At 64.3% G+C, this 23,235-nt stretch carries 21 protein-coding genes and 2 pseudogenes; 15 read left to right on the forward strand and 8 right to left on the reverse strand.

What is annotated here, in order from left to right:
* Window positions 1-310 (forward strand): phage terminase large subunit (terL, locus tag CWC60_RS12670; protein WP_164516522.1); only part of this gene is annotated, 310 nt, incomplete at its 5' end.
* Between the two features lie 210 nt (window positions 311-520).
* On the opposite strand, the gene CWC60_RS12675 is transcribed toward terL, so the two are convergent.
* Complete coding sequence (locus CWC60_RS12675; protein ID WP_206419913.1) at window positions 521-1,459, reverse strand: restriction endonuclease; 939 nt, start codon at window positions 1,457-1,459, stop codon at window positions 521-523.
* Window positions 1,460-1,580: 121 nt separating this feature from the next.
* Here CWC60_RS12675 and CWC60_RS12680 point away from each other — a divergent pair, with 121 nt between their 5' ends.
* Window positions 1,581-1,784: a helix-turn-helix domain-containing protein gene (locus CWC60_RS12680; RefSeq protein ID WP_109794313.1), complete on the forward strand. Its 204-nt coding sequence runs from the start codon at window positions 1,581-1,583 to the stop codon at window positions 1,782-1,784.
* 156 nt (window positions 1,785-1,940) lie between these two features.
* Entirely contained in the window at window positions 1,941-2,165 is a 225-nt protein-coding gene (locus CWC60_RS12685) for a hypothetical protein (RefSeq protein ID WP_109794314.1), read from the forward strand.
* Between the two features lie 79 nt (window positions 2,166-2,244).
* On the opposite strand, the gene CWC60_RS12690 is transcribed toward CWC60_RS12685, so the two are convergent.
* Window positions 2,245-3,765: a hypothetical protein gene (locus CWC60_RS12690; RefSeq protein ID WP_109794315.1), complete on the reverse strand. Its 1,521-nt coding sequence runs from the start codon at window positions 3,763-3,765 to the stop codon at window positions 2,245-2,247.
* A gap of 129 nt (window positions 3,766-3,894) precedes the next feature.
* On the opposite strand from CWC60_RS12690, the gene CWC60_RS12695 reads away from it, so the two are divergent.
* The gene (locus tag CWC60_RS12695; RefSeq protein WP_109794331.1) at window positions 3,895-4,995 is read left to right on the forward strand and encodes an SDR family oxidoreductase; all 1,101 of its coding nucleotides are present in this window, start codon (window positions 3,895-3,897) and stop codon (window positions 4,993-4,995) included.
* A 21-nt stretch (window positions 4,996-5,016) separates the two neighbouring features.
* The gene (locus CWC60_RS12700) at window positions 5,017-6,114 is read left to right on the forward strand and encodes an SDR family oxidoreductase (RefSeq protein ID WP_109794316.1); all 1,098 of its coding nucleotides are present in this window, start codon (window positions 5,017-5,019) and stop codon (window positions 6,112-6,114) included.
* Window positions 6,115-6,127: 13 nt separating this feature from the next.
* Here the strand turns inward: CWC60_RS12700 and CWC60_RS12705 are convergent, their stop codons facing one another.
* Together CWC60_RS12705 and CWC60_RS12710 are read right to left on the reverse strand one after the other, a co-directional pair.
* Entirely contained in the window at window positions 6,128-6,544 is a 417-nt protein-coding gene (locus CWC60_RS12705) for a Zn-ribbon domain-containing OB-fold protein (RefSeq protein ID WP_164516523.1), read from the reverse strand.
* Window position 6,545: 1 nt separating this feature from the next.
* Window positions 6,546-7,694 carry a thiolase family protein gene (locus tag CWC60_RS12710; protein WP_206419914.1) on the reverse strand — a complete coding sequence of 383 codons (1,149 nt, stop codon included), beginning with the start codon at window positions 7,692-7,694 and terminating at the stop codon, window positions 6,546-6,548.
* A gap of 180 nt (window positions 7,695-7,874) precedes the next feature.
* On the opposite strand from CWC60_RS12710, the gene CWC60_RS12715 reads away from it, so the two are divergent.
* Both CWC60_RS12715 and CWC60_RS12720 read left to right on the forward strand, forming a co-directional pair.
* On the forward strand, window positions 7,875-9,449 hold the full coding sequence (locus CWC60_RS12715; protein ID WP_164516524.1) for a class I adenylate-forming enzyme family protein: 1,575 nt from the start codon (window positions 7,875-7,877) through the stop codon (window positions 9,447-9,449).
* Window positions 9,450-9,480: 31 nt separating this feature from the next.
* Entirely contained in the window at window positions 9,481-10,407 is a 927-nt protein-coding gene (locus CWC60_RS12720; protein WP_109794319.1) for an SMP-30/gluconolactonase/LRE family protein, read from the forward strand.
* A 17-nt stretch (window positions 10,408-10,424) separates the two neighbouring features.
* Here the strand turns inward: CWC60_RS12720 and CWC60_RS12725 are convergent, their stop codons facing one another.
* Window positions 10,425-11,126, reverse strand: a complete 702-nt coding sequence (locus CWC60_RS12725) for a GntR family transcriptional regulator (RefSeq protein ID WP_109794320.1) — start codon at window positions 11,124-11,126, stop codon at window positions 10,425-10,427.
* An 80-nt stretch (window positions 11,127-11,206) separates the two neighbouring features.
* Window positions 11,207-12,826: an AMP-binding protein gene (locus tag CWC60_RS12730; RefSeq protein ID WP_109794321.1), complete on the reverse strand. Its 1,620-nt coding sequence runs from the start codon at window positions 12,824-12,826 to the stop codon at window positions 11,207-11,209.
* A gap of 224 nt (window positions 12,827-13,050) precedes the next feature.
* Here CWC60_RS12730 and dctP point away from each other — a divergent pair, with 224 nt between their 5' ends.
* The 5 genes from dctP to CWC60_RS12755 all read left to right on the forward strand — a co-directional run bounded on the left by dctP (window position 13,051) and on the right by CWC60_RS12755 (window position 18,054).
* Window positions 13,051-14,028: a TRAP transporter substrate-binding protein DctP gene (dctP, locus tag CWC60_RS12735; protein WP_109794322.1), complete on the forward strand. Its 978-nt coding sequence runs from the start codon at window positions 13,051-13,053 to the stop codon at window positions 14,026-14,028.
* Between the two features lie 60 nt (window positions 14,029-14,088).
* Window positions 14,089-14,616 (forward strand): TRAP transporter small permease, encoded by a 528-nt coding sequence (locus CWC60_RS12740; RefSeq protein WP_164516525.1) that lies wholly within the window; start codon window positions 14,089-14,091, stop codon window positions 14,614-14,616.
* Window positions 14,617-14,620: 4 nt separating this feature from the next.
* Window positions 14,621-15,952 carry a TRAP transporter large permease gene (locus CWC60_RS12745; protein WP_109794324.1) on the forward strand — a complete coding sequence of 444 codons (1,332 nt, stop codon included), beginning with the start codon at window positions 14,621-14,623 and terminating at the stop codon, window positions 15,950-15,952.
* A 34-nt stretch (window positions 15,953-15,986) separates the two neighbouring features.
* Entirely contained in the window at window positions 15,987-16,928 is a 942-nt protein-coding gene (locus CWC60_RS12750; protein ID WP_109794325.1) for a cyclase family protein, read from the forward strand.
* Between the two features lie 142 nt (window positions 16,929-17,070).
* Window positions 17,071-18,054: an LLM class flavin-dependent oxidoreductase gene (locus tag CWC60_RS12755; RefSeq protein WP_125182780.1), complete on the forward strand. Its 984-nt coding sequence runs from the start codon at window positions 17,071-17,073 to the stop codon at window positions 18,052-18,054.
* 222 nt (window positions 18,055-18,276) lie between these two features.
* Here the strand turns inward: CWC60_RS12755 and CWC60_RS12760 are convergent, their stop codons facing one another.
* Together CWC60_RS12760 and CWC60_RS12765 are read right to left on the reverse strand one after the other, a co-directional pair.
* Window positions 18,277-19,530, reverse strand: a complete 1,254-nt coding sequence (locus CWC60_RS12760; RefSeq protein ID WP_109794327.1) for a CaiB/BaiF CoA transferase family protein — start codon at window positions 19,528-19,530, stop codon at window positions 18,277-18,279.
* Window positions 19,527-21,248, reverse strand: a complete 1,722-nt coding sequence (locus CWC60_RS12765; RefSeq protein WP_109794328.1) for an N-acyl-D-amino-acid deacylase family protein — start codon at window positions 21,246-21,248, stop codon at window positions 19,527-19,529. The genes CWC60_RS12760 and CWC60_RS12765 overlap by 4 nt, the downstream gene beginning before the upstream one ends.
* Window positions 21,249-21,790: 542 nt before the next feature.
* Between CWC60_RS12765 and CWC60_RS12770 the strand changes: the two genes are divergently transcribed.
* The 3 genes and pseudogenes from CWC60_RS12770 to CWC60_RS12780 form a co-directional block, all read left to right on the forward strand.
* Window positions 21,791-22,141: a transposase gene (locus CWC60_RS12770; RefSeq protein ID WP_109794333.1), complete on the forward strand. Its 351-nt coding sequence runs from the start codon at window positions 21,791-21,793 to the stop codon at window positions 22,139-22,141.
* Window positions 22,102-22,935 (forward strand): annotated as a pseudogene (locus tag CWC60_RS12775) (IS3 family transposase); the annotation flags it as partial. The gene CWC60_RS12770 and the pseudogene CWC60_RS12775, both read left to right, overlap by 40 nt.
* Window positions 22,936-22,965: 30 nt before the next feature.
* A pseudogene (locus CWC60_RS12780) lies at window positions 22,966-23,235 on the forward strand (IS630 family transposase); the annotation flags it as partial.

Genomic DNA, 23,235 nt, shown 5'->3' on the forward strand with positions numbered 1-23,235 from the left:
GCAGCATGGCGCGCCCGCCAACTTCCCCAGCCTGATCGGCATTGCCCCCGAGGGCGACAAGATCGTCCGCATGGAAGCCACATCTGCCCGCATCGAGGCCGGCGAAGTGTTCCTGCCCGAGGAGGCGCCATGGCTGGCGGACTTCCTTCAGGAGGTCCTGGCCTTTCCGAAGGGCCGCCATGACGACCAGGTCGACAGCCTGTCCCAGTTCCTCAAATGGCAGCGGTACTGGGAGCCCCCGATCGACATCGGCAGCCCCGGCGGCGATCGAATTGAGAATATCCTGCCGCCGTTCGAATACGATGACTGACGCGAGCCGCATCCGCATCCGCACCCGTGCCGGCGCCACCGCCGGGGCCCGGCGCCGGCGGCTCACCGGCATGCAAGGGGGGCTCGGGGCCATGTCGTCCACCCTCATGGGCACACAGGGGCGCCAGGTGGATCGCCGCGGCCGCTGGACCGCCGCCCTGTGCCGAAGGCCGTCCAGGCGGCCCGGATGCCCCTCCAGGGGGCCTCTCGGCTACCGGGTCTGTTCCACCAGCCAGTCGAAGAGGCCGACGTCGATCGCCCGCGCCGCCACCTCGGCGGCGGTCCACAGGTGCCGACCGGGCCCGGCATCCAGCACGAGGGCGCGTACGGGGCTGTGGCAGACGAAGAAGAACCGCTCGCAGCTGCCGTCGCGCTCGAAGCGGCCGAGGTAGTCGTCCACCTCGCACTGCGTCGCCCTGGACTTGACCTGCACCCAGGCGCGCTCGCCGGTCACGGGCTGATCGAGGATGAGGTCGGCGTCGGGCATGGTCCCGCCGAGGGTGCTCGTCCGCCGCCAGCCGCCGCGGGCGAACATCAGGTCGACCAGGGTCTCGAACTCGGCCCAGTGCAGCTCCGCGATCATGCGGCGGGCAATATCCTGCATCCGCGCCTTGACCGCCACGGCCTCCTCGTGAACCGGGTTGGGCTCGCCGCGGATGCGGCGCAGAAGATAGGCGGCCGCCGGGACATCGCAGATCGTCCGCCGGTAGTTCGCCGTCTTCGTCAGGACCGAGCTCAGCGTCCGCACGGAGAGGGGCTCGCCGGTCAGGCTGTCGCGGCGCCAGCCGCCGCGCGTCGTCCGGTAGCGCGTTGGCGTCCCCGGCGACGGGTCATCGGCCGGCCGGACCGGGCCGTCGGCGAAGGTCCACCACAGGTGGCCCTCGGCGAAGGTGACCCAGAGGGTATCCGGGTGCGTCTCATAGAAGGCGCGGAGCTCACGGAGGTCCTCGGCGATCGCCTGTGGGGCCCGTCCGGCCGCGGCCAGCTGTTGCTCGACAGCATCCCACTCGCCCCGGGCGCAGGCCTCGTGGCCCGCCTCCGGAAACCCGAAGGGGATCACACCATCCCGGACCGCCGCTTCGGCCCACGCGCCCCCGCTGCCGAGCTTGATGTAGCGCACTGCCGTCGGTTCGAACGTCTCCGGGGTCAAGCTGCCGCCTCCTGTCGACGATAAGTCTCACCGACTTCCGCCCAGGCGCGGCGGCCAAGTCAAGTCGAATGTCACTGATCGTCTGTAGACCGATAATCTGCATCCGCCTGACATCCTGTGCGTGGATATTCGCTTACGTCTCGGTCAGAACATCAGGCGCCTTCGACAGTCCCAGGGCTGGTCGCAGGAGCAGTTTGCCTTCGAGGCCGGTATCCACCGCACCTACATCAGCGACCTCGAGCGCGGCACCCGCAACCCCACGATCACGGTCGTCGAGAAGCTGGCGGCGGCCCTGGGCGCCAGGGCCGGGGAACTGCTGGACTGAACAGCTCAATGGGCCGAAGGCGGGGCTGCCGCGGCCCGGGCCGGCCGTGCCCCACCGCGGCGCCGTGCAGCGATCGTCTGCCCGCGAGGGGGACTGGACTTCACCCCCACGGCAAGCGTCCATGGGCGCCGGGATCACCGGCCCGGGAGCTGCGCCATGGACGCCGACCGCCTCGACCTTGTCCGCCACCTTTTCGCCCTGGCGACGGAGATCGCCGAGGATGCCCATGACGTCGCCGTGGACGGCCAGAACGGGTCGGCAGCCGGGGCGGCCGAGTTACGCCGCGCCGCCGAGCGGCTGCAGGCCGAGGCCGGCAACCTGGGTGATCTGGCGCGCGCCATCGCGGTGATCACCGACCGGGAGCGGAATGGCGGCGGCTAGCGCCCTGAGGTGGCACGAATGAACCACATTCCGTCCGAACCGAACAAATCTGACCAACGCCGCGCCTATCTCATACGGGTCAAGTCTCGAAGTCGAAGAACTGGCCTGCGCTGACACGCACGCGATTTCCGCACACACCAGAGGCCTCTATACGCTCAATCGCAAGAGGGTCGGCGCTCTCCGCGACCACACCTTTGCCGTCCGGCGCTGTAGCGATAACTACTGCCTTGTCCGGCTTGCCCTTGGTATAAAGAACCGTCTCGCCGTCTACGCGCGCCTCGCCTTCGTACTCCATGGTGACCGCACGCGTGCGAGACTCCCGCTTCACGGCCTCAGTCACATCTGCCCAATAGAAACCTTCAGCCGGGCGATCGCTCCAAATTCCGAATGCCTGCTTCGTAAGGACGCCCGAGGCGTTGGAGATGAGCCCGAGACGGGGCGCTTGCCGACCTGCTCCACCGCCAGAGGGGACGCGCTGCGAGGCTTGAAGAAGATCGGCCATGCGGCACACCGCCTGCAGTGTGTAATTATTGTAGGGTCCGCCGGCGAAGCTCATTCCACCCGTAACGGTAAGCGGTCTTCCCACGGGAACGCCTAGTTCCGACCCATAGAGTTCGACGGCGGCGGGAAATGCGCTGTAGAGATCAAACAGGTCAATGTCCTCGATATTGAGGCCCGCACCAGACACCGCCTCTCTTCCCGCGATGGCTGCGCCCGGGACTCGCCACAGCTCAGTGCGCGTCGACGCCTGAGCCATGTAGTTGGATTCCGTACTGGAGATTGGATAGATCCAACTGCTTTCGGGAATGCCGAGCTCGCGCGCCCTGGCGATGGAACAGAAAATCAGCGCACCAGCCTGATCGACGCTCCAGCTCGAGCACATGCGCCGCGTATATGGAAACGCCTGCATCGGATTCCGTTCAGAGGGAATCTCTACCTCCTCAGGCATGTAGGTCTGCCGGTTCCAGGCGTCAGGATTCGCGGCGGCGACCTCGCTGAAGCCGCTCCACAGCTCGGCTATAGCGTGCCGATGCTCGGCGACCGAGCGGCCAAGTTGAGCCCGAAAGGCGCTGTGCGCCATACAGTAGATGCCAATCGGCATCTGCAGGCCCACGCGGAGTTCCGCCGGATGGCGCAGTTCCTGTTCTGGCGACCAGACGGCGCCCGGCTCATCGCGCTGCTGGCGGTCTTCAATCTCGACGTCGGCGATGCGCGCGCGCAGCAGCCGATAGCCGGCCTCGCCGCCGACGACAAGCGCTGTCCCCAGTTCGCCGTCGCGGATTCTGCGGCAGGCATCACCGATCAGAGTCTGCTGCAGGACACCGACCGTCGACAGCACGGTGCGTGCATGCGGTGCGCCAACCGCGCGTCCGATCTCGCCGCCGGGGTTCGCATACGACCAGCGGCCCCTAGGCGTGTAGATGCACTCAATCGTCGCCAGCACCCGTTCGCTGGCGGCGCGGCGCGCGGCGGCGCGTGTCGCGTCAATCATGAGGTCGATCGGCTCGCGCGCAGTCGTTGCGTCGTCCTCACGCTGGCTGACGGCAGCCCAGCCCGCTAGGACCGGGGTGGCGGGATCAAGGGATTGCGTTTCAGTCATGGGCTCACGACTCCGTCAGGCTGGTGAAATCGGGCTCGGGCCGCGGGGGGCATGCTAGACACGCCCCGCCCGCCGATGCGAGGTTGCGATGGCCGGCCAGGAAGGGCCGGCGCCTACGGCGAGGGCGACATGGCGCGGCGCAAGATTCTGATAGCAGGAGCATCCGGGCTGGTGGGCTATGCGGCCATCAAGCATTTCACGGCCCGGCCCGACGCGGAGGTGATCGTTGTCTCGCGGCGACAACCGCCCGAACTGCACGGCGCACGCTTCATCGCCCTTGACCTGTTCGACGCCGGGAGTTGCGCCACCACCGCGGCCGATTTGGCCGACGTCACCCACGTTGTCTATGCCGCCGTCTACGAGAAGCCAGGGCTGCTCGACGGCTGGCGGGAGCGGGACCACATCGAGACCAACGCGCGCATGCTGCGCAATCTGATGGAACCGCTGTTGGCGCGTAACAATGCACTGCGTCACGTCGTGCTGCTGCAGGGAACGAAAGCCTACGGGGCACATGTCCGACGCTTCCCGATCCCAGCCCGAGAGGGACGCACGGAGGCGCGCGACATCGACAACTTCTACTGGCTCCAGGAGGACTACATCCGCGAGCGCCAGGAGGGGCAGCCCTGGTCTTGGACAATTTTCCGGCCGCAGGTGATCTTCGGCGAGTCGATCGGCAGCGCCATGAACGGAATCGCGGCCATCGGTGTCTACGCGGCACTGCTCCGCGAGGCCGACCAACCGCTCCGCTTTCCGGGCGGCCCGCCGATAGTGCTTGAGGCCACCGACTCCGGCCTGCTGGCACGGGCGATCGACTGGGCGGGCGAGAACGCGGAGGCGGCAAACGAGGTCTTCAACATCACCAATGGCGACGTCTTCGTCTGGGAGAATTTGTGGCCGGCAATCGCCGAGACCCTCGGCATGGAGGTGGGCGAACCGCGGCGAACCTCGCTGGCAGAGACGGTGCCGCCTCAAGCCGGAACATGGGATCGGATTCGACGGAAATACGATCTGCAAGCGCCTCCGCTCAACGAATTCATCGGTGAGTCGCTGTATTTCGCGGACAGCAATCTGGGTTACTACCTCAAGCGAGGCGGCCACGCACCGCTGGTGTCGACAGTCAAACTTCGCCAAGCCGGCTTCCATGAGGCCATGCACACCGAGGAGATGATGTGTGGCTGGTTCCGCACCTTCCAGAAACACCGGCTGCTGCCGCCAGCCACAGACAACTAGAGCTCCGACGAGGACTCCGCCATGGCACGCCGACATGTTCTGATCGCGGGCGCCTCCGGGCTGGTCGGCTACGCGGCACTCAAGCATTTCACCGCCCAGCCGGAAACGGACGTCACTGTCATTTCGCGTCGGTCGCCGCCGGCCATCAACGGGGCTCGCTTCGTGTCGATTGACTTGTCCGACCCCGCGCGATGCGCCGAGGCCGCTGCCGCGCTGGCTGATGTCACCCACGTCGTCTACGCCGCCGTGTACGAAAAGCCGGGCCTCGTCGCCGGTCGCCTCGAGCGCGACCACACCGAGACCAACGGGCAGATGCTCGTCAACCTGATGGAGCCGCTGCTCCGCGCCGCTCGGCACCTTCGGCACGTGACCCTGCTGCAGGGCACAAAGGCCTACGGCATCCACGTGCGGCGCTTCCCCGTGCCAGCGCGGGAGGGACGTTCGGAAGCGCACGACCAGCACAGCTTCTACTGGGTGCAGGAGGACTACCTGCGCGAGCGCCAGCAGGGTCAGCCCTGGTCGTGGACGATCTTTCGCCCGCAGCTCATCTTCGGCGAGTCTGTTGGCAGCGCCATGAACCTGATTGCCGCCCTCGGTGTATATGCCGCGCTGGCGCGCGAATCCGGCCAGCTGTTCAGTTACCCGGGCGGTGCGACCGCCGTATGGGAGGCGACGGATTCCGGCTTGCTGGCGCGAGCCATCGACTGGGCCGGCGAGAGTGACGCGGCGGCGAACGAGGTCTTCAACATCACCAACGGCGACGTCTTCGTCTGGGAGAACCTCTGGCCGGCGATCGCCGAGAGCCTCGGCACGGGGATAGGCGAGCCGCGGCGCACGTCGCTTGCGAAGACAATACCGCCGCAGGCTGCGGCTTGGGACCGGATCCGGGCGCGCCACGACCTGAAAGCGCCAGCCCTGGCGGACTTCGTCGGTCAGTCGCTCCATTTCGCCGACTACATCCTGGGCTACGATCGCGACGAAGATGGTTTTACACCGCTCGTCTCCACGGTGAAGATCCGCCAGGCCGGATTCCACGAGGCGATGGACACCGAGGCGATGATGTGTGGCTGGTTCCGGACCTTCCAGATGCATGGCCTCTTGCCGCCGCCGGGCGGCTGACCTCCCGAAACGCCTAGACCGCCGGGGCGTAGGCGGCCACGTAGTAGCCGTCCGCTGGCACCGGCTGGAGTCGGACGCGAATTCCGATCTGTGGCTCGCCCCCGTCCGCGTCGACGAACAGGCTTGGAATGCGCACGCCCGGCGCATCTTCTGGCTCGACCAGCATCACTGTGTAGGGCAGATCTGACGGGTCGCCGTCGGGCAGAAAGCTGTGGTAGACGGTAGTGAAGCTGTAAACGCGCCCGAAATCGGAGGCGCGCCGCCACTCCACCTCCGCACCCGGATGGCATGGCGCCACCGGCTTCGGATACCAGATACGGGCGCCACAGGCACCGCAGGTCGGCAAGTGCAGTTCACCGCGCGAAAGGCATTCGTAAAAATACTCACCGCCCTCACTGATATAGCGGGGCGCCTGGTGGGGAACGCCCATCTCAATGGTCCTTCCGCAGGATTGCGACGGCATGTGCGCCGGCGCCGTAGCCCGAGACGATGCCCATGTCAGCGCCCGGCACCTGGCCCTCACCACGAACGCCGCGAAGCTGACGTACCGCCTCGACCATCAACACACCACCGGGGACGTAGGCGTGCGCCATGTGACCGCCACTGGTGTTGATCGGGATGCGGCCGCCGGGCGCGGTGGCCCCGGAATCGAAGAGCCGGGCCCCCTCTCCGCGCTCGGTCAGGCCGATGCGCTCAGCCTGGTTGATGCAGGCAATCGAGAAGCAGTCGTATATCTGGGCAAACTTCATGTCCTTCGGTGCCGCGTCAGCCATGCCATAAGCACGCTCCACCGCCTGCTTGGTCGGGAAGTCGAGCAGGTCCTCGGACTGACTCAGCACGGCCGACATCGGCTTTCTGTGGAAGCCCATGCCAATCCCGGCGGCGACCACCGGCGGCTGCGGCAGGTCGCGGGCACGTTCGACACTCGTGACGATGTACGCGCAGGCGCCATCCGTAATCAGGCAACAATCCGCGGCGCGCAGCGGCGTTGCAATCATCTGGCTCTGGAGATAGCCCTCGAAGTCGAGGGGCTTTTTCTTCTGTGCCTTATCGTTAAGCAATGCCCATTGGCGGCTGGAGCGCGCGACAGCGCTCAGCTCACGCTCGGTCATTCCATGTTCGTGGACGTAGCGCTGCGCCATGGCAGCGAAGTACACGGCCTGACCGTAGTAGCCGACCGGCATCTCGTAGTCGGCCTTGTCGGGGTCATGCTTGTGGAATTCGTAGGGGCCACCCGGCCGCGACGACTTCATCGAAGACGGCACAAGGACGGTTGTCGCCAGCCCCGCCTCGATAGCGAGCTGGGCCAGCAGGAGTCCGCCCACGGCCGACGCGCCAGCGGCGGCCTCATTGCGCGACATGAAGCCAATATTTTCGACGCCGAGCGCCTCGGCAACCTCGTCGATAGTCAGATTGTAGACGCCGACCAGCCCGTCGATGTCGCGCGGCGTCAGTCCAGCGTCGGCGAGCGCGTTGTGCGCGGCCTCGACGACCATCTCCAGCGGCGACTTCGGGCTGGCCCGCATGAAGGGTGTCTCACCGACCCCGACGATCGCTACCTTGCCGCTCTGCATATTCATGGGGCCGCCTCCTCCGCCTGCGTTCGGGCGGCCAACGGGCCGCCATTCGTGCACAAGGCTTTGTTGCATTATCGATAATCGATAGAATGCGGCGTACGGTAGCACGGGTCAAGGACGGGCCCAATCCCGCGTGGGCTGGAGTACCGGATGCGGGAACGGGCGATCGGGGAGGACTTCGAAATGTGGATCGAGCGCGAGCCGGTCACGGTCTGCACCTATACGGACGCCAATGCGCTGGCGATGCACAATGCAACGGCGGTGCAGTCGCTCGACGAGCGTGTCACGTGGAACGAACTGCACACGCGCACGAACGCGCTCGCACGACATCTGCAGGAAGCCGGCATGCGGCGCGGCGACCGGCTGGCGCTGCTGGTCGACAGCGGCGTTCCATTCGTCGAGCTTGTACTCGCGGCCCTCAAGGCCGCGATCAGCGTTGTCCCGTTGTCGCCGATGCAGACACGCGACGTGCTGGCGCGCCTGATCAACGACGCCGAGGTACGCGCCATCGCCGCCAGCCCGACGCACCTCGAGACCGCCCGGGAACTCGCTGCGTCCCGCGGCATCGGCAGGCCCCTGACACTGGTTGATCGTGGCGAGGCCGAGGGCTTTCATTCGCTGGAGTCGATACTCCGCTGCGGCGACGCGAGCGACCTGATGACATGGCCGGCGCCGGAGGACGAGTTCAACGTCATCTACTCGTCGGGCACCACGGGGCTGCCCAAGGGCATCGTGCATACCCACGAGTCGCGGCTGTTCAATGCGCTGGGCTGGGGCTACCGCTACCAGATCACGCGCGGCTCAACGATGCTCCTCACAACACCGCCGGCTACCAACGCGACCTGGGTCAACCTGATCCCGACGCTGCTCGCCGGCGGGCGTCTCGTGCTGCTGCCCAAGTTCGACGCCAACCACACCCTCGAAACCATGGAGGCGGAGGGAGTCACCCACACGCTGCTTGTTCCGACGCAGGTCAAGGCGCTGATGGACGTCCCGGATCTCGAGCGCTTCGATCTCTCCAAGCTCAGCTGCGTTGTCGTCGGCGGCTCGAAGTTCTCACGCGCGTTAAAAGAGCAGGCGTCGCAACGGCTGCCCGACCGACTGCACGAGATGTACGGAACCACTGAATGCGGCAGCACCGTACAGTACCCGAACGAGCTGCCCGAGAAGATTGAATCAGTCGGCCGTCCGATTTTCGGCGCGGAGTTCCGTGTCATTGATGACGACGGCCACGAGCTGCCGCAGAGTGAGCGCGGCGAGCTGGTGGTGCGGGGCACGACGATGATGAAGGGCTACCTCAACCGTCCCGAAGCGAACGCCGATATCATCTGGCGCGACCATCGTGGACGGATCTTCATCCGCACCGGCGACGTTGGCCGCCTCGACGCCGACGGTTGCGTCTACGTCCTCGACCGCAAGCGGGACATGATCGTCACCGGCGGTTTCAACGTCTTCGCCTCAGATCTCGAGGACGTTCTGCGAGGGCACAGGTCGGTCGACGACGTGGCCGTGGTGGCAGCGCCGCACGCGAAGTGGGGCGAAACACCAGTCGCCCTGGTCATCCCGGCCCCCGGCATCGTTCTGGACGCGGAGGATCTGCGTGCCTGGGCCAATGCCCAGCTCGGGAAGTACCAGAGGCTCGGCGCTGTCGTTGTCCGGCGCACTCCGTTCCCGCGCAATCATCTGGAGAAGGTGCTCAAGCGCCAACTGCAGAGCGAGTATGCGGACGAGTTCAGCCGCCTTTTCCCTGGCAGCTGAGGGCAGCCATCCACCCACAGGAGGTCAGACCATGCTACCGTCACCACCCGATATCGAGACCAGAGTCTTTGCCCGGGTCCCCGAGGAGTTGCAGGCCGAGGAGCGGCCGTCTCGCTGGCTCGATCAGTTGGGCCGGGTGTTGGGACGTACCGCACGCATGGGTTCGTTCCTTGAAGGCCCCTCCTTCGACCGCGATGGCAATCTTTATCTCGTCGATCTTGCCCACGGGCGCATTTTCCGCGTCTCACCCGACGCGGAGTGGAGCGTGGTCGCCGATTATGACGGCCAGCCCAACGGCCTGAAGATCCACCGTGATGGCCGCATCATCGTCACAGACCAGCAGAACGGACTGGTCGAGATCGATCCCGTCAACGGCAAGGTGACACCGTTTCTGCCAGCCGATCTGATCCACGGCTACAAAGGCGTCAATGATCTGTTCTTCGCCGAAAATGGCGACTGCTATTTCACCGATCAGGGCCAGATGACAGGCTTGCAGGACTGGGCCGGACGAGTGATGCGCTATACGCCTGCGGGTCGTCTCGAGGTCGTCCTGGACAAAGTGCCGAGTCCTAATGGGCTGGTGATGAATCTCGCCGAGACAACACTGCATGTCGCAGTCACGCAGATGAATGCCGTCTGGCGGGTGCCTTTCCTTGACGAAAAGGCCGTCAAGGTCGGCGTGTTCACCTATCTGATGGCTGGTATCGGGCCGGACGGGCTGGCGCTCGACACCGAGGACAACCTTGCCATTGCTCATCCGGGCAACGGCCAGGTCTGGCTGTTCGACCCTCACGCCGTACCTATCGCACGCCTGGTTTCATGCGCAGGCAAACTGCCGACCAACGTCGCCTATGGCGGCCCTGACAACAAACAGCTTTTCATCACCGAATCGGAGACTGGGACCGTACTGGTCGCCGACCTGCCGGTACCCGGCAAGCCAATGTACTCGCACATGTAGGCGGTCTCTCAGCTCCCTCAGACAGCCTCACGACGCGGGATCGACTGAGTCACCATGTTCTCGCGGATCTCACTGATCGAGATTGTGTGCATTGTGGCGAGCGCGGCGACGGCCGCATCGGCGTCGCCGCGCTCACAGGCTTCGAGCAGAGCGCCATTCCGCTGCGTCCAGCGTGCAACATAATCGAAGAATATCGCGGGATTGGTGACGTAGCGCCCGATATTGCCGCGACAGTGATCGCAGATTTCCAGCATTCGCGACCACCCCGAGGCGGCAAGCAGCGCGCGGTGGAACGCTTCGTTGGCCCGGTACCAGACGATCGGGTCATGCTTGTTCTCCGCCATCACCGAAAAATTCCGACGCATATCCGCGAGCGTCCCGGCATCCAGGGTCGGGACCACCCGACGCGCTGCACTCTGTTCCAGGGAAGCGACAATACAGTACATCTCGTCCAGTTCGTCGGGGCTCATACGCGAAACGACGGCTCGACGATGAGACTCCAGTGTCACCAGCCCTTCCGCGGCGAGGACGCGTAGCGCATCGCGGACCGGCGCCTGACTAACGCTGAACTCGGTCGCCAACCGGCCTTGCAGCAGTGGCTCTCCCGGCGCGACATCACGCGCCAGGATACGATCGCGCAGGGTGGCCGCTATGGATTCCGCCAGCGTTCGTGGTCCCGCCCGCTCCAATTTGAAACTGGACCTGTTTGTATCTGCCATACGCGACTCCGTAGCCGTTCTCTCTGCCGAAGCGAAATGAACGCGGTCATTAGCAGATTGTTTCGCCAAGGCGAAGCCTGTCAGGCGCCGCTCTTGGCCTGCGCCTGTGAGCTAAGCCGGCCCATGACACGGTCGCGATCCCAGGCGTTCGCGTTCCCCCAGTCCTTTACCTTTCCCCGCTCCACTTCCCGCTTGGTCGCCGAACGCGGAAAATCGTCGACGAACTCGATGAATCGCGGAATCTTGAACGCGGCCATGCGTGTCCCGCACCATTCTACGAGATCGACGGGATCAGGTGCCTCGGCTCTGGCCATCACATAGGCCTTGACCTCCTCCTCCCCGAGTTCAGAGGGGACGCCAACGACGATGACCTCCTCGACTGCTGGATGCTGGCTCAGAATATTCTCGACCTCGTAGGCGGAGATGTTCTCGCCGCGCCGACGCAGCCAGTGCACCTGGCGGCCTTCGAAGAACAAATTGCCCGCTGAGTCGAGGCGTCCGATGTCACCAGTGTGCAGCCACTGGTTCCGCATGACCTCAACCGTCAGGATCGCGTTGTTGTGGTAGCCCAGCATGAAGCTGAAGGGCACGGTCGGCCGCATGACGATTTCGCCCGAGACGTCTGCCGGCTGCGACTGGTCAAGTGCGTCGACGACTGCGACTTCGCACCAACCATGCGGCCGCCCCACGGAATCGGGTACCTGATATCCGAGCCGGTTGCTCGTCAGCATGCCACCCCCAGCCTCGGTCAATCCGTAGATATCAACGATGTCGATGCCAAAGCGCTCGGCGAAGCGCGCCGGCACCGATTCGGGAAGTTGGCCGCTGACGCCCGTGGTAATCCGAACATGGTGATCTCGTTCGCCAGGCGTCTCCTCCTGCTGCGCCAGCACGGTCATCATCGTGCCGATCGGGTCGATCACGTCGGCGTCAACCTCGATCACGCGCTGCCAATAGCCCGAGCCGCTGAAGCGGCGATCCATGACAACGGTCATGTCATTGAACAGCGGGCCAACGATGCCGAGCTGGACGCCGCCGGCATGGAACAGCGGCAATGTCGAATAGTGACGTTCTCCCGCCCGGGCCTCGAGCACCTCGCCATATCGCAGACCAGCACAGACGTGGGCGAAGTGTGGCAGCACCACGCCCTTGGGCAGCCCCGTGGTACCGCCCGTGTAAATGATCATCGCCGGATCGCCGGGACCTATGTCGGTTTCGGGCAACGCGCCGCCCTCCAGGATCAATTCCTCGAAAGGCACGACGCCATTGACCTTGCCGCATTCACCGACACCAACCAGAACAAGGTTTTCGGGCAGCTTCTCCCGGATGGCAGCAATACGATCCCAGGTCTCGTCCTCGACGACAAGCAATGTGGCGCCAGCATCACGCACCGCATAGGCAAGGTCATCGCCGCTCAGCGCCGCATTTAGGGGCGCCCATATGGCACCCACCCGGCCCGCAGCGAACCAGCCGAACAGCTGCTCTGCGCAGTTGTACATGTAGCTGGCGACACAGCCGCCCTTCTTGATGTCATGGGCGACCAAGCCGTACGCGACAGCCTGCGAAAGCCGGTCGAGTTCGGCGTAGCTCAATCGGCGGCCATATATCTCGCAGAAAAACGCGTCTCCGAAGCGCTCGGCCTTGTCGCGCAACAGCTCCGGGACCGTATTCCAAGGGATCTCTCGCCCTTTCACCAACATCAGTTCTCACTCCCCTTCTGGGCTCGCTGCGCCCGCAGACTCAAACACATTGACACCAATTTATCGATAATCGATAATTTTGAAAAGCGCCGCCGGTTCCAGGCCGAGGTTCCTTTAGCGGCCAATTGAATCGAACTGTTCGGGGAAACGCGTCGCATTGATGCGAAGCGACCGTACTGACGCCCACGAGCAGGCAGATAACGTCAACAGTGGGAGGAAATTTGATGCGACGGATCATCACCGCGGCCGCCTTTGGCCTTGCGTTCGCAGCAACAAGCGCTTCGGCGGAGACAAACTGGACTGCCTACACATTCTCGCCAAGCGAGACGCTGGTGAACGTCCCCGCGATGCGAGAGCTCTTCACCGAGATCGAGAAGAAGACTGGCGGCGAACTGAAGATCAGCCTCAAGCTGGGCGGCCAACTTCCCATCAAGCACACCAACATCTCCCAGGCGGTCGGCGACAACATCGTCCAGTTCGGCGACGACGGTTTCGCCGCTGGCAATATTCCGCTCATCGGCCTGCTCAAGCTGCCGCTGTTATTGCAGAGCGAGGAAGATTTCCAGAAGGCGCGCGAGATCGCTGTCCCCTACATTCGCGAAGCCTATGCGGAGCAGGGCATCCTGCTATTGGCACCCTATTACTGGCCGGCGCAGATGGTATTTTCGACCGAGGAGTTTGACAGCCTCGACGACTTCCAGGGTCGGAAAGTGGAAACCGACTCGCCCCAGCAGTCGGCCTTCGTCGAAGCGTTCGGCGGTGCCGGCTTCTCCGTCAACTCCGCTGATGTGCCTTCGGCGCTGCAGCGAGGGACGATAGACACGGTGCTGACCGCGAGCTCCGGTGGCGGCAAGATCTGGTCGGACATGCTTGATTTCAACTACCGCATGCCCGTCACCGAGTTCCCGGCGATGCTGATCGTCAACATGGACGCCTTCAAGGCCCTGTCGCAGGAGCATCAGGAGATCGTGCTCAACGCGACGCAGGACGCGGCACCAGATGTGACTCAGGACTTCGTCGACGACGAGAAGAAGGTCGCCGCGCAGCTCGAAAAACAGGGCATGGTCATCACCGTGCCCACCGACGAAGAACTCCAGCGCGCGACAGAGGCAATGAAGCCCTACTGGGAAGAATGGGCCGAAGCTACCGGCCCCACGGCCCAGAAAGCGCTTTCTGAACTACGCGAAGCGATCGGACGCTGACCCTCTGATAGCGGGCTTGGAGCAATGGCCTCTTCGCCGGTGCATGGCACGGGAGCGGACGTGGACGGCGATGTCGCCGTCCACGGCCCGCTTACAAGCCGACTACGGCCGTTGTTCAGAGCCCAACGGGCGATAGCAGGAGCGTTTATCCTCGCCATCGTCATACTCGTAACGATCGAAGTCTTCCTGCGCTCGGCCTTCGTTTACTCGCTCGGATTCGCTCACGACGTTTCGGGTTATCTTTTCGTCGGCGCCTCCTTCCTGGGTTTCGCCGTAGCCACTGCCGACGGACGACTCTTCCGCATCGAGTTCCTGATCGGCAATGTCAGCGATACGGCACGGCGGGCGATGCAGTTTGTCTTTGATCTGCTGAGCCTGACGCTCACGCTGATCATTGACTGGCATCTCGTCATGTTCGTGATCAGCTCGTTCGAGAGGGACGTGCGCGAGGCGACGGCCCTCGGGACGCCGTTGTTCGTTCCTCAGATCATGATGCCGGTAGGTGCAACTCTGCTGGCGATCGTTTTGGCTGCCCGCCTGGCCGACACGGTCATTGTAGCCCTCGACGCGACACGCAGGGAGCGATAGCGACATGTCGCTGATCGTCCTCTTTGGTGTATTCTTGGCGCTATTGATCGCCGGAACCGCGATCCCTTTTGCCATCGGCATTGCCGCGCTGATCTCACTCTACATGCAGGGCGGCTTGATGTCGTTCAATGCCCTCGGCCTGATCAGCTGGGGCAGCATGGACAATTTCTCGCTGACGGCCGTGCCGCTGTTCGTACTCATGGCAGAGATCGTCATGCAAAGCGGCCTCAGCCATCGAGTCTATCGCGGGATGTACACGCTCGTGCGTCATCTGCCGGGCGGCCTGTTGCAGACCAACATCGCCGGCTGCGGCGTCTTCGCGGCGATCAGCGGCTCCAGCGTGGCGACCGCTGCGGCGATAAGCGCGGTGGCGCTGCCACATCTGAAGGAGCGTGGCTACAATCAACGGCTCGCACTCGGCACGCTGGCTGCCGGGGGCACGCTCGGCATCCTGATTCCGCCAAGTGTCGCCATGATCATCTATGGCACCTTCACCCAGACTTCGATTGCGAAGCTGTTCATTGCCGGCGTCATCCCCGGCATCGTGCTGGTGCTGCTGTTCATGGTCTATGTGGCGCTTTTGGCATGGATCCGTCCGCAGTGGGTGCGCGAGGCAGCTGCGGCGCAGACAACCACCGTCAAGCCTGAAGAAGAGTCGGCGGAGCTCGACATGGGCAGTGGCAGCATGCTCGGCGCCGCGAACGATCTTCTGCCCTTCGCCATTCTTATCGCTTTCGTTGTCGGCTCGCTCTACTTCGGGTGGGCGACGCCGACCGAGGCTGGCGCCATTGGCGCCGTGGGCGCGACCGTGATCGCATATATCTGGTCCCCGCACGGCTTTCGCTCGCTGTGGCCGGCGTTGGTCTCAAGTGCCCAGATCACCGGCGCGGTCCTGTTCATCGTCTACGCTGCGTTCTTGTTCTCCTACGCCATCAACCTGTCAGGTTTCCCCGGCGAGGCGGCAACCTGGTTGGTCGGGCAGGAACTCAGCCGTCTGGAGTTCCTGATCGCGCTGTTCGTCCTCTACATCATCATGGGCTGCATCATGGACAGCCTGGCAATGATCGTAATTACGATTCCACTCTTGCAACCGGTGCTGATGGCGTACGGGATCGATCTCATTTGGTTTGGCGTCGCTCTGGTGCTGCTCATCGAGTTGGGGCTGATCACGCCGCCGCTCGGACTGAACCTGTTCGTTCTTCAGAGCATCTCCAAGGGCAAGCTATCGGATGTCATCTGGGGCACGGCGCCGTTTTGCGTGATTGTCCTGATCATGCTGGCATTGCTGACCGTTTGGCCCGACCTTGCCCTTTATCTGCCATCAACGTTGGAATGACCTGTCGATACGATCGGATGGGAGATGTACATCGATGGAAAATGATCTGCCCGACTACGATGCCCTGCCATTGATCGAGCGGATCGGCATGCGTCACGCTTGGGACGTGTTCGGTCGCGACGATCAACTTGGCACGATCAATCTGCTCACGCCTGATCGCGTACTTGCTGCAATCAAGACTGTCGAGCGCGGTGAGACAATCAATCTGTCGCTGCCCCTGACCGAGCCCGACCCGCCCCTTTATGGCCGCAGGCGACTGCAGCACGAGGTCTTTTCCATCGATCGCAACAACCTGGACGACCGCATGGACTCGTTCTATCCGCAGGCCTCGAGTCAATGGGACGGCCTGCGGCATGTTCGGGCCCGGGAGTTCGGATATTACGGCGGCATGACAGAGACACCGGAGGCCGGCGGCGGCCACCTCGGTATAGAACGATGGGCCGAGCATGGCATGTTTGGCCGCGGGGTGTTGCTGGACATCGCGGGATACTTCGAAGGCTTGGGGGAGCCGCTCGATCCGCTCGAGCCGCGCCCGATAACCGCAGACGATCTTCGTGCCACGGCCGCCGGCCAGAACGTCCGGATCGAAACAGGGGACATCCTGTGCCTGCATTTCGGCTGGGTCGAGGGCTATCGCGCAATGGATCATCCCGGGCGCGAGCGCTACGCCCACGCCCCGTCCTTCCCCGGTCTCGAGGGCTCCGAAGCGATGGCTCGGCTGCTGTGGAATTGGCATGTGGCTGCGCTCGCATGCGACAACCCGGCGGTGGAGATGATGCCGGGCGATCCGCAGGTCGGATCTTTGCATCGGCGGATTCTACCGCTGCTTGGCTTCTGCCTGGGGGAGATGCTCGACTTTTCGCTCCTCACGACCGAGCTGCGTGCCGCAGGCCGATGGACGTTCATGTTTGGGGCTGTCCCACTGAACCTGCCGGGAGGCGTCGGATCACCGGCGAACGCCGTAGCGATTCTATGACCGACCGAATGAAGGCGGTTCCAGAACAGCCGCAGCTGAGTCTGGTTGGCCGCTACTCACGCATCATCTGGCGGTCGTACGATTGTGCGATCGGTGCGGCCCGGACGGAATGCGCAGTGAAGGGTGAGACTGGAGAAAAGAGGTGCCACTACCCCTCGAAAAGGGTCTGAAGTTCGGCATCCAGTCGATGTACCGTCGGACCGAACCGGCGACTTCTGCCTGGCAGCCGTCGGTGGAAGACGGCCGGACTTTCGTCGAGCTTGTCGACGCGCTTGGTTTTGATTCGCTCTGGGTGGGCGACCATCTGGCCTTCGCACTTCCCATGCTTGATCCGCTGATACAACTGGCGCAGGCAGCAACATACAGTGATCGCCTCACGCTCGGCACGGCGGTCTACCTGCTGCCGCTCAGGCATCCGGGACCGGTGGCCAAGCAAGTCGCGACACTGGATCTGCTGTCCAGCGGCCGTTTCGTCTTCGGGGTGGGCGTCGGCGGCGAGTTTGAAACCGACTACGCCGTCGCGGGAGTGCCGAGAGGCGAACGCGGCGCGCGTCTGACCGAGTCGATCGACGTGCTGCGAAAACTGTGGCGCGGAGAACGCGTCAGTCACCAGGGTCGCTACTTCAAGTTCGACGACATCTTGATGCAGCCACCGCCGCTACAGTCTGGGGGCCCTCCCATCTGGTGTGGCGGCCGGTCCGATGCGGCGTTGCACCGGGCGGGTCGCATGGCGGAGGGCTGGATGAGCTACGTCGTGACCTCAGAGATGTACCGGGACGGACTGCGCAAGATCGAGACCGCCTACGAGGAAGCTGAGCGCCATCTGGCGCACTTCACCACAGCTCATCTCGTCTTCGCGCGGCTCGACAAGGACTACGAGACCGCGCTCAACAAGGCGACAGAGACCCTGTCGATCCGCTATGATATGGATTTCCGTGCGGCGGCGAAGCGGTATTGCGCACTCGGCACCGCCGACGACATTGCAGCCCAACTCAACGGATTCTATGAGGCCGGCGTTCGCCACATCGTGCTCGACCTGGTCGGCGACTATGAGGAGCGCATCGACCACATGCGCGCCTTCGCCGATACGGTTCTGCCACGTTTGCGCAGTCTCGGCAGCCAATAGCAGGCCCTTCAGGTCAAGCAACGCACGCCATCGAGCATTGCCCCATGCCGAACTGCAGGTGGTCGCCGGCGCCTGCCACAGCATGACGCTCTCGCATCCGCGTCAGTGCGCCCAGTTCTTTCGTGCCTTTGCCGAGCGTTCGACGCTCCGATAGGTCGCCACAGCGCCTCCTCCGTCTTCGAGACGGCGCCGACACGACGTGTGAGCCAGGGCGAAGGGCCATCAGATGACCGGGGCCGACCTCAGCACACCCCCGGCCTCGAGTTGCCCGATGTCCGCCGCCGACAGCCCGAGATGCTCGGCGAGGATCTCGCCGTTGTGCTCGCCCAGATCCGGCGCCTTGCGGGAGGTCAGATCGCCCCGATCCGGGAGGCGGAACAGTGAGCCCGGGACCTTGAAGGGTCCAAGCGCCGGATCGTCGATGTCGATGACGGTCTGGCGCTCGAGGAGTTGCGGATGGCGGATCGCGTCGGCGATGGTCAGCACCGGGGCGCACGGCACGCGCTCGGCCTGCAGCCGCTCGATGGCCGCCGCGTCGCTCGACTGCTCGGCGAGCCAAGCCTCCAAGATGCGGCGAATTTCGTGGCGGTGCGCATAGCGCGACGGGCTATCGTGGAATCGTTCGTCCTCAGCGAGGTCAAGTCGGCCCATCGCCCGCAACAGCCGGTGCCACATGTCCTCGCCGACGGGCAGCAGAACGACATGTCCCTCGCGCGACTTAAAGATGCCCGCCGGCGCAATCACCATATGGTCGGGGCCAGAGCGGCGATGTTCGATCTCGCCGCCGGACGCCGTATACGCCTCGAGGGCAACGGCATGGCCATGGAAGTAGAAGTCGAGCAACGAAACGTCGATTCTCTCTCCCCCACCGCCGCGCTTCAGCCGACCGTAAAGGGCAGCGTTCAGTGCGGCGAGCGCAGATACACCGGCGCCAACATCGCCAATCGCCGCCCCGACAAAAGGCGGGGACGCGTCCGCATCACCGATCAACGACATGATGCCGGAATACGCCTGGCCGATATGGTCGAAGCCCGGAAGGTTGGCGAGCGGACCTTCCTGGCCGAAGGCCGAAATCTGACACAGGATCAGGTCAGGGTTAAGCGCGTGGACCACCTCCCAGCCGATGCCAAGACGCCCGATCACGCCGGGCGAGAAATTCTCGACCATGACGTCGGCTTTCACGACGAGCCGCTCCACGAGATCGAGACCGCGCTGCTGGCGAATGTCCACGCAGAGGCTCTTCTTGCCCAGATTCTGCTGGATGAAATAAGCGCTCCGGCCGTTGCGCAGCACTGGCAGCCCACGCGAAGGGTCGCCGGTCGGTGCAAGCTCGATCTTTATGACCTCGGCGCCCAACTCGGCCAAAGCGCGGGTACAAACCGGTCCCGCCACAAACTGAGTGAAGTCGAGGACCAGAAGACCTTCGAACGGTCGGCCGCCCAAGCTGTCTACACCCTGCGCCCGTGTCGCCGTCATCGCGTGGCAGGCGCCGCCTGGGCCCCGCGCACCAGTCGGCCCGGCATGGCGCCCGTCGCCTCGCCGTTCTCGAAGGTGACTTCGCCCGAGTTTACGATGGCGCGGAAGCCTTCGGCGCGCTGCACCAGCCGCCGGCCGCCAGCCGGCAAGTCGTAAACCATTTCCGGCGCGCGCAGGCGCAGGTGCTCGAAGTCGATCACATTGAGGTCGGCCTTGTAGCCTTCGGCAACCCGGCCGCGGTCATTCAGGCCGTAGAGCGCAGCCGTCTCTGAGGTCTGTTTCCGCACCGCCGCCTCGAGGGAAATCTTCGGCCCGCGGCTCCGGTCGCGCGCCCAGTGGCTCAGCATGTAGGTCGGGGTCGAGGCGTCGCAGATCAGGCCGCAATGCGCCCCGCCGTCGGAGAGACCGAGGATGGCGTTGGGATGCGCCATCATCCGCTCGATCGCCCCGAAATCACCTTCCGCGTAGTTGAGTGCAGGCATGAACAGGAGTTCGTGACCGTCGCGCTCCAGCAACACGTCGAGCGCGACCTCCTGTGGGTCCAGGCCCTCGCGCTCGGCCTTCGCTGCGATGCTCGCCTCGGCCGGCGGCTCGTAGTCCGGCGGGTCGCCAAGGCGGAACATCCGATCGAAGCGCGTGGTGACCGTTCGCATGATATCGCTCTTGTGGCTCCGCCGTTCGCTCATCAGCTGCGCGCGGAACTCTGGGTCGCGCAGCGCTACCACCCGTTCGGCGAGCGACAGGCCGGCGATCCGCTTGTAGCTCGGGCGGCTGATAAAGGGGTTGAGACTGCTTTCCAGTCCGAGAAGAAAGCCAATCGGCCGGCCGGCAACCTGGCAGAGGACCTCCTCCCCCTCGGCCGTCGACTGGGCCATCCGGTCGAGCAGCCGGGCATATTTCTGCGGATCGTCGTTCATCTGCGCGAGCAAGAACCAGACTGGCCGGCTCGAAACACGCTTCAGTCGGCGGAGCAAGCCGAAATCGTCGTCCTCGTCGAGGAAGTCGAGATTAACGCCGATCGCGCCCTTGCCGGTCTCACCAACAGCCTGGGCCAACGCCACGAGTTCGTCAGCGCCGACCCCGTAGCCCGGGATGTGTGCGCCCCTCGAGGTGCGGTGGACGTCGGCGCGGGAACTGGTGAGCCCGAGCGCTCCGGCGTGGATCGCCTCGCGGACCATTCGCGTCATCGAGGAAAGGTCTTCCTCAGTCGCTGGCTCGTTGGCCGCCCCCCGGTCGCCCATCACATATGCACGCATCGCCGCATGGGTGGCCTGGGCGCCCACGTCGATCGTCCGGGGCACCCGATCCAGATAGTCGAGATAGTCGGGAAAGGTCTCCCACTCCCACGAAATGCCTTCGTGCAAAGCAATGCCGGGGATGTCCTCGACCCCCTCCATCATCTCGATCAGGAAGTCATGCTGTTCGGGACGGACTGGCGCAAAGCCGACGCTGCAATTGCCCATGACGATAGTGGTAACGCCGTGCCAGGACGACGGCGCGAGTTGAGCATCCCAGGTCGCCTGTCCGTCATAGTGCGTGTGCACATCGACAAAGCCTGGCGTGATCAACTGGCCACCGGCGTGGATCTCGCGCCGGCTGGGGCCCGCCTGGCGACCGACTTCGGCTATCCGACCGTCGCTGACTGCGACATCGCCCCGATAAGCAGGCTTCCCCGTCCCATCGACGATAAGACCATCGCGGATAACAAGATCGAACATGGTTCCTCCCCGCGTCGCTGCTCGTTCCTAAGGTAGATACTAACCGCCATCGTTCTCTAGGCAATGTCGGCAGCTCGCCCGCCCTCCGTCAACTTGATGCCACGGAACCTGAACGGGCTATCTTGCAGGCTTTTCTTTACATCGCCATGCACGAGGCGTCCGCAAGACCATTGGAATTCGCATGGTGCCATTGCGCAGCCAGAGGTCGGGCTTCGACCCGGTGGTGACACCACACTGTCCCTGCCCACACAAAGCCAACAGCCCCCGCAGTCCGGGCTTGATGCAGGCCGAGTGACTCGGACTTCACAATATTCGACCCAGCGTGCTCTTCACCGCCAAGTTCAGATCAGCTCGATTCCGTAGTTCTCTCACAGACCATCGACGCGCCATGTCGGCTCCGGCGCCGAGGCGATGAAGCCGAGCCGGCGCTGCCAGCTGGCTCGGCGCCGCAGACCCGGCAAAACTGGAGTGGGCCCCTCGGGCCGGACGGTTTGAGCCGAATGAATTGACCTGGTGAGCCGGGCTCTCGGAGGATGGAAGCCATGGCAAGACACCGATCCCACAGCGTCGAGTTCAAGCGGCAGGTCGCGCAGGAGTTCCTGGCCGGCGAGACCCTGCACGGCTTGGCGAAGCGCCACGACATCTCCCGTAACCTGATCCGGGTTTGGGTCGAGAAGTACGAAGCCGGCACGTTCGATGACGATGCGCAGGCGGCGGACCTGATCCAGGTCTATGAGGCGCGGATCGCCGCGCTCGAGCGCCTGGTCGGCAAGCAGGCGCTCGAGCTGGAGTTTTTAAAAGGGGCTCAGCGGCTCGGACCCCGGCCGACAAACGAGCCCATGTCCGTGATAGCAGGCCCCGCGGCCTATCCGTCGCGGAAGGATGCCGTCTGATGAGGATCGCGCGTTCCTTGTACTACGACGCGCCGAAGCGAGCAGTCGATGACACTGCGCTGGTCGAGGCGATGCACGCCATCAAGGATGAGTTCGAGGCCTACGGCTGGCGTCGGGTGCAGGCGGCGCTCGGCCAGCAGGGCTGGGTAGTGAATCACAAGAAGGTAAAGCGGCTGATGCGTGAGCACGGACTGAACGCCCGACGTCGGCGCCGCTACGTCACGACCACCGACAGTGACCACGACCGGCCGATCTTCGCGAACAGAACGAGAGACATGATTGTCGACGGTCCGGACCAGCTCTGGGTCGCTGACCTGACCTACGTGGCCGTGAGGGTCGGCTTCGTCTACGCCGCCGTCATCATGGATGCTTGGTCCCGACGGATCATCGGCTACGCCATGAGCCGCCGGATTGATGCGCGGCTGACACTGGCGGCTCTCGAGGTGGCCATCACGCTGCGCAGTCCCCCGCCCGGTTGCGTGCACCACACGGACCGCGGTTCCCAGTACGCCGCCGAGAAGTACCGCAACCGCCTTCACCAGGCGAAGCTCGTCGGCTCGATGGGACGGCGCGGCAATCCCTACGATAATGCAATGATGGAGAGCCTCATGAAGACCCTGAAGGTTGAAGGAGTCTACCCGCTCGAGTTCGAGACCGCAGAGGACGTCGCGGAGCAGCTCCCGGCCTTCATCGAGAAATACAACGCCAAGCGCCTCCACTCATCGCTTGGCTACCTCAGCCCTGAACAGTACGAGAAACAGCACGCCCGGCCGCCGGTCAAAGATGTCGCCTGATCGTGTCCGGCCCGAGGGGCCCACTCCAGCCTCTACATGGACCCGCCGGCGCACGCGCTCGTCTTCTCGGTCGACGAGAAGAGCCAGATCCAGGCGCTCGACCGGACCCAGCCCGGCCTGCCGATGAAGAAGGGCCGCGCCGGCACGATGACCCATGACTACAAGCGCCACGGAACGACCACGCTGTTCGCGGCGCTGAACGTGCTCGACGGCACCGTCATCGGGCGCAACATGCAACGTCACCGCCACCAGGAGTTCATCCGCTTCCTCAACCTGATCGAGCGTCACACCCCCGCCGAC

The organism is Minwuia thermotolerans (assembly GCF_002924445.1).
GTDB lineage: Bacteria > Pseudomonadota > Alphaproteobacteria > Minwuiales > Minwuiaceae > Minwuia > Minwuia thermotolerans.

What these genes read in the sequence shown, in the direction of transcription:
- CWC60_RS12750 (WP_109794325.1), top strand. Translation starts at nt 15,987, where the DNA reads ATGGAAAATGATCTGCCCGACTACGATGCCCTGCCATTGATCGAGCGG.
- CWC60_RS12765 (WP_109794328.1), bottom strand. Translation starts at nt 21,248, where the DNA reads ATGTTCGATCTTGTTATCCGCGATGGTCTTATCGTCGATGGGACGGGG.
- dctP (WP_109794322.1), top strand. Translation starts at nt 13,051, where the DNA reads ATGCGACGGATCATCACCGCGGCCGCCTTTGGCCTTGCGTTCGCAGCA.
- CWC60_RS12715 (WP_164516524.1), top strand. Translation starts at nt 7,875, where the DNA reads ATGTGGATCGAGCGCGAGCCGGTCACGGTCTGCACCTATACGGACGCC.
- CWC60_RS12720 (WP_109794319.1), top strand. Translation starts at nt 9,481, where the DNA reads ATGCTACCGTCACCACCCGATATCGAGACCAGAGTCTTTGCCCGGGTC.
- CWC60_RS12730 (WP_109794321.1), bottom strand. Translation starts at nt 12,826, where the DNA reads ATGTTGGTGAAAGGGCGAGAGATCCCTTGGAATACGGTCCCGGAGCTG.
- CWC60_RS12695 (WP_109794331.1), top strand. Translation starts at nt 3,895, where the DNA reads ATGGCGCGGCGCAAGATTCTGATAGCAGGAGCATCCGGGCTGGTGGGC.
- CWC60_RS12700 (WP_109794316.1), top strand. Translation starts at nt 5,017, where the DNA reads ATGGCACGCCGACATGTTCTGATCGCGGGCGCCTCCGGGCTGGTCGGC.
- CWC60_RS12690 (WP_109794315.1), bottom strand. Translation starts at nt 3,765, where the DNA reads ATGACTGAAACGCAATCCCTTGATCCCGCCACCCCGGTCCTAGCGGGC.
- CWC60_RS12710 (WP_206419914.1), bottom strand. Translation starts at nt 7,694, where the DNA reads ATGAATATGCAGAGCGGCAAGGTAGCGATCGTCGGGGTCGGTGAGACA.
- CWC60_RS12745 (WP_109794324.1), top strand. Translation starts at nt 14,621, where the DNA reads ATGTCGCTGATCGTCCTCTTTGGTGTATTCTTGGCGCTATTGATCGCC.
- CWC60_RS12725 (WP_109794320.1), bottom strand. Translation starts at nt 11,126, where the DNA reads ATGGCAGATACAAACAGGTCCAGTTTCAAATTGGAGCGGGCGGGACCA.
- CWC60_RS12760 (WP_109794327.1), bottom strand. Translation starts at nt 19,530, where the DNA reads ATGACGGCGACACGGGCGCAGGGTGTAGACAGCTTGGGCGGCCGACCG.
- CWC60_RS12770 (WP_109794333.1), top strand. Translation starts at nt 21,791, where the DNA reads ATGGCAAGACACCGATCCCACAGCGTCGAGTTCAAGCGGCAGGTCGCG.
- CWC60_RS12705 (WP_164516523.1), bottom strand. Translation starts at nt 6,544, where the DNA reads ATGGGCGTTCCCCACCAGGCGCCCCGCTATATCAGTGAGGGCGGTGAG.
- CWC60_RS12685 (WP_109794314.1), top strand. Translation starts at nt 1,941, where the DNA reads ATGGACGCCGACCGCCTCGACCTTGTCCGCCACCTTTTCGCCCTGGCG.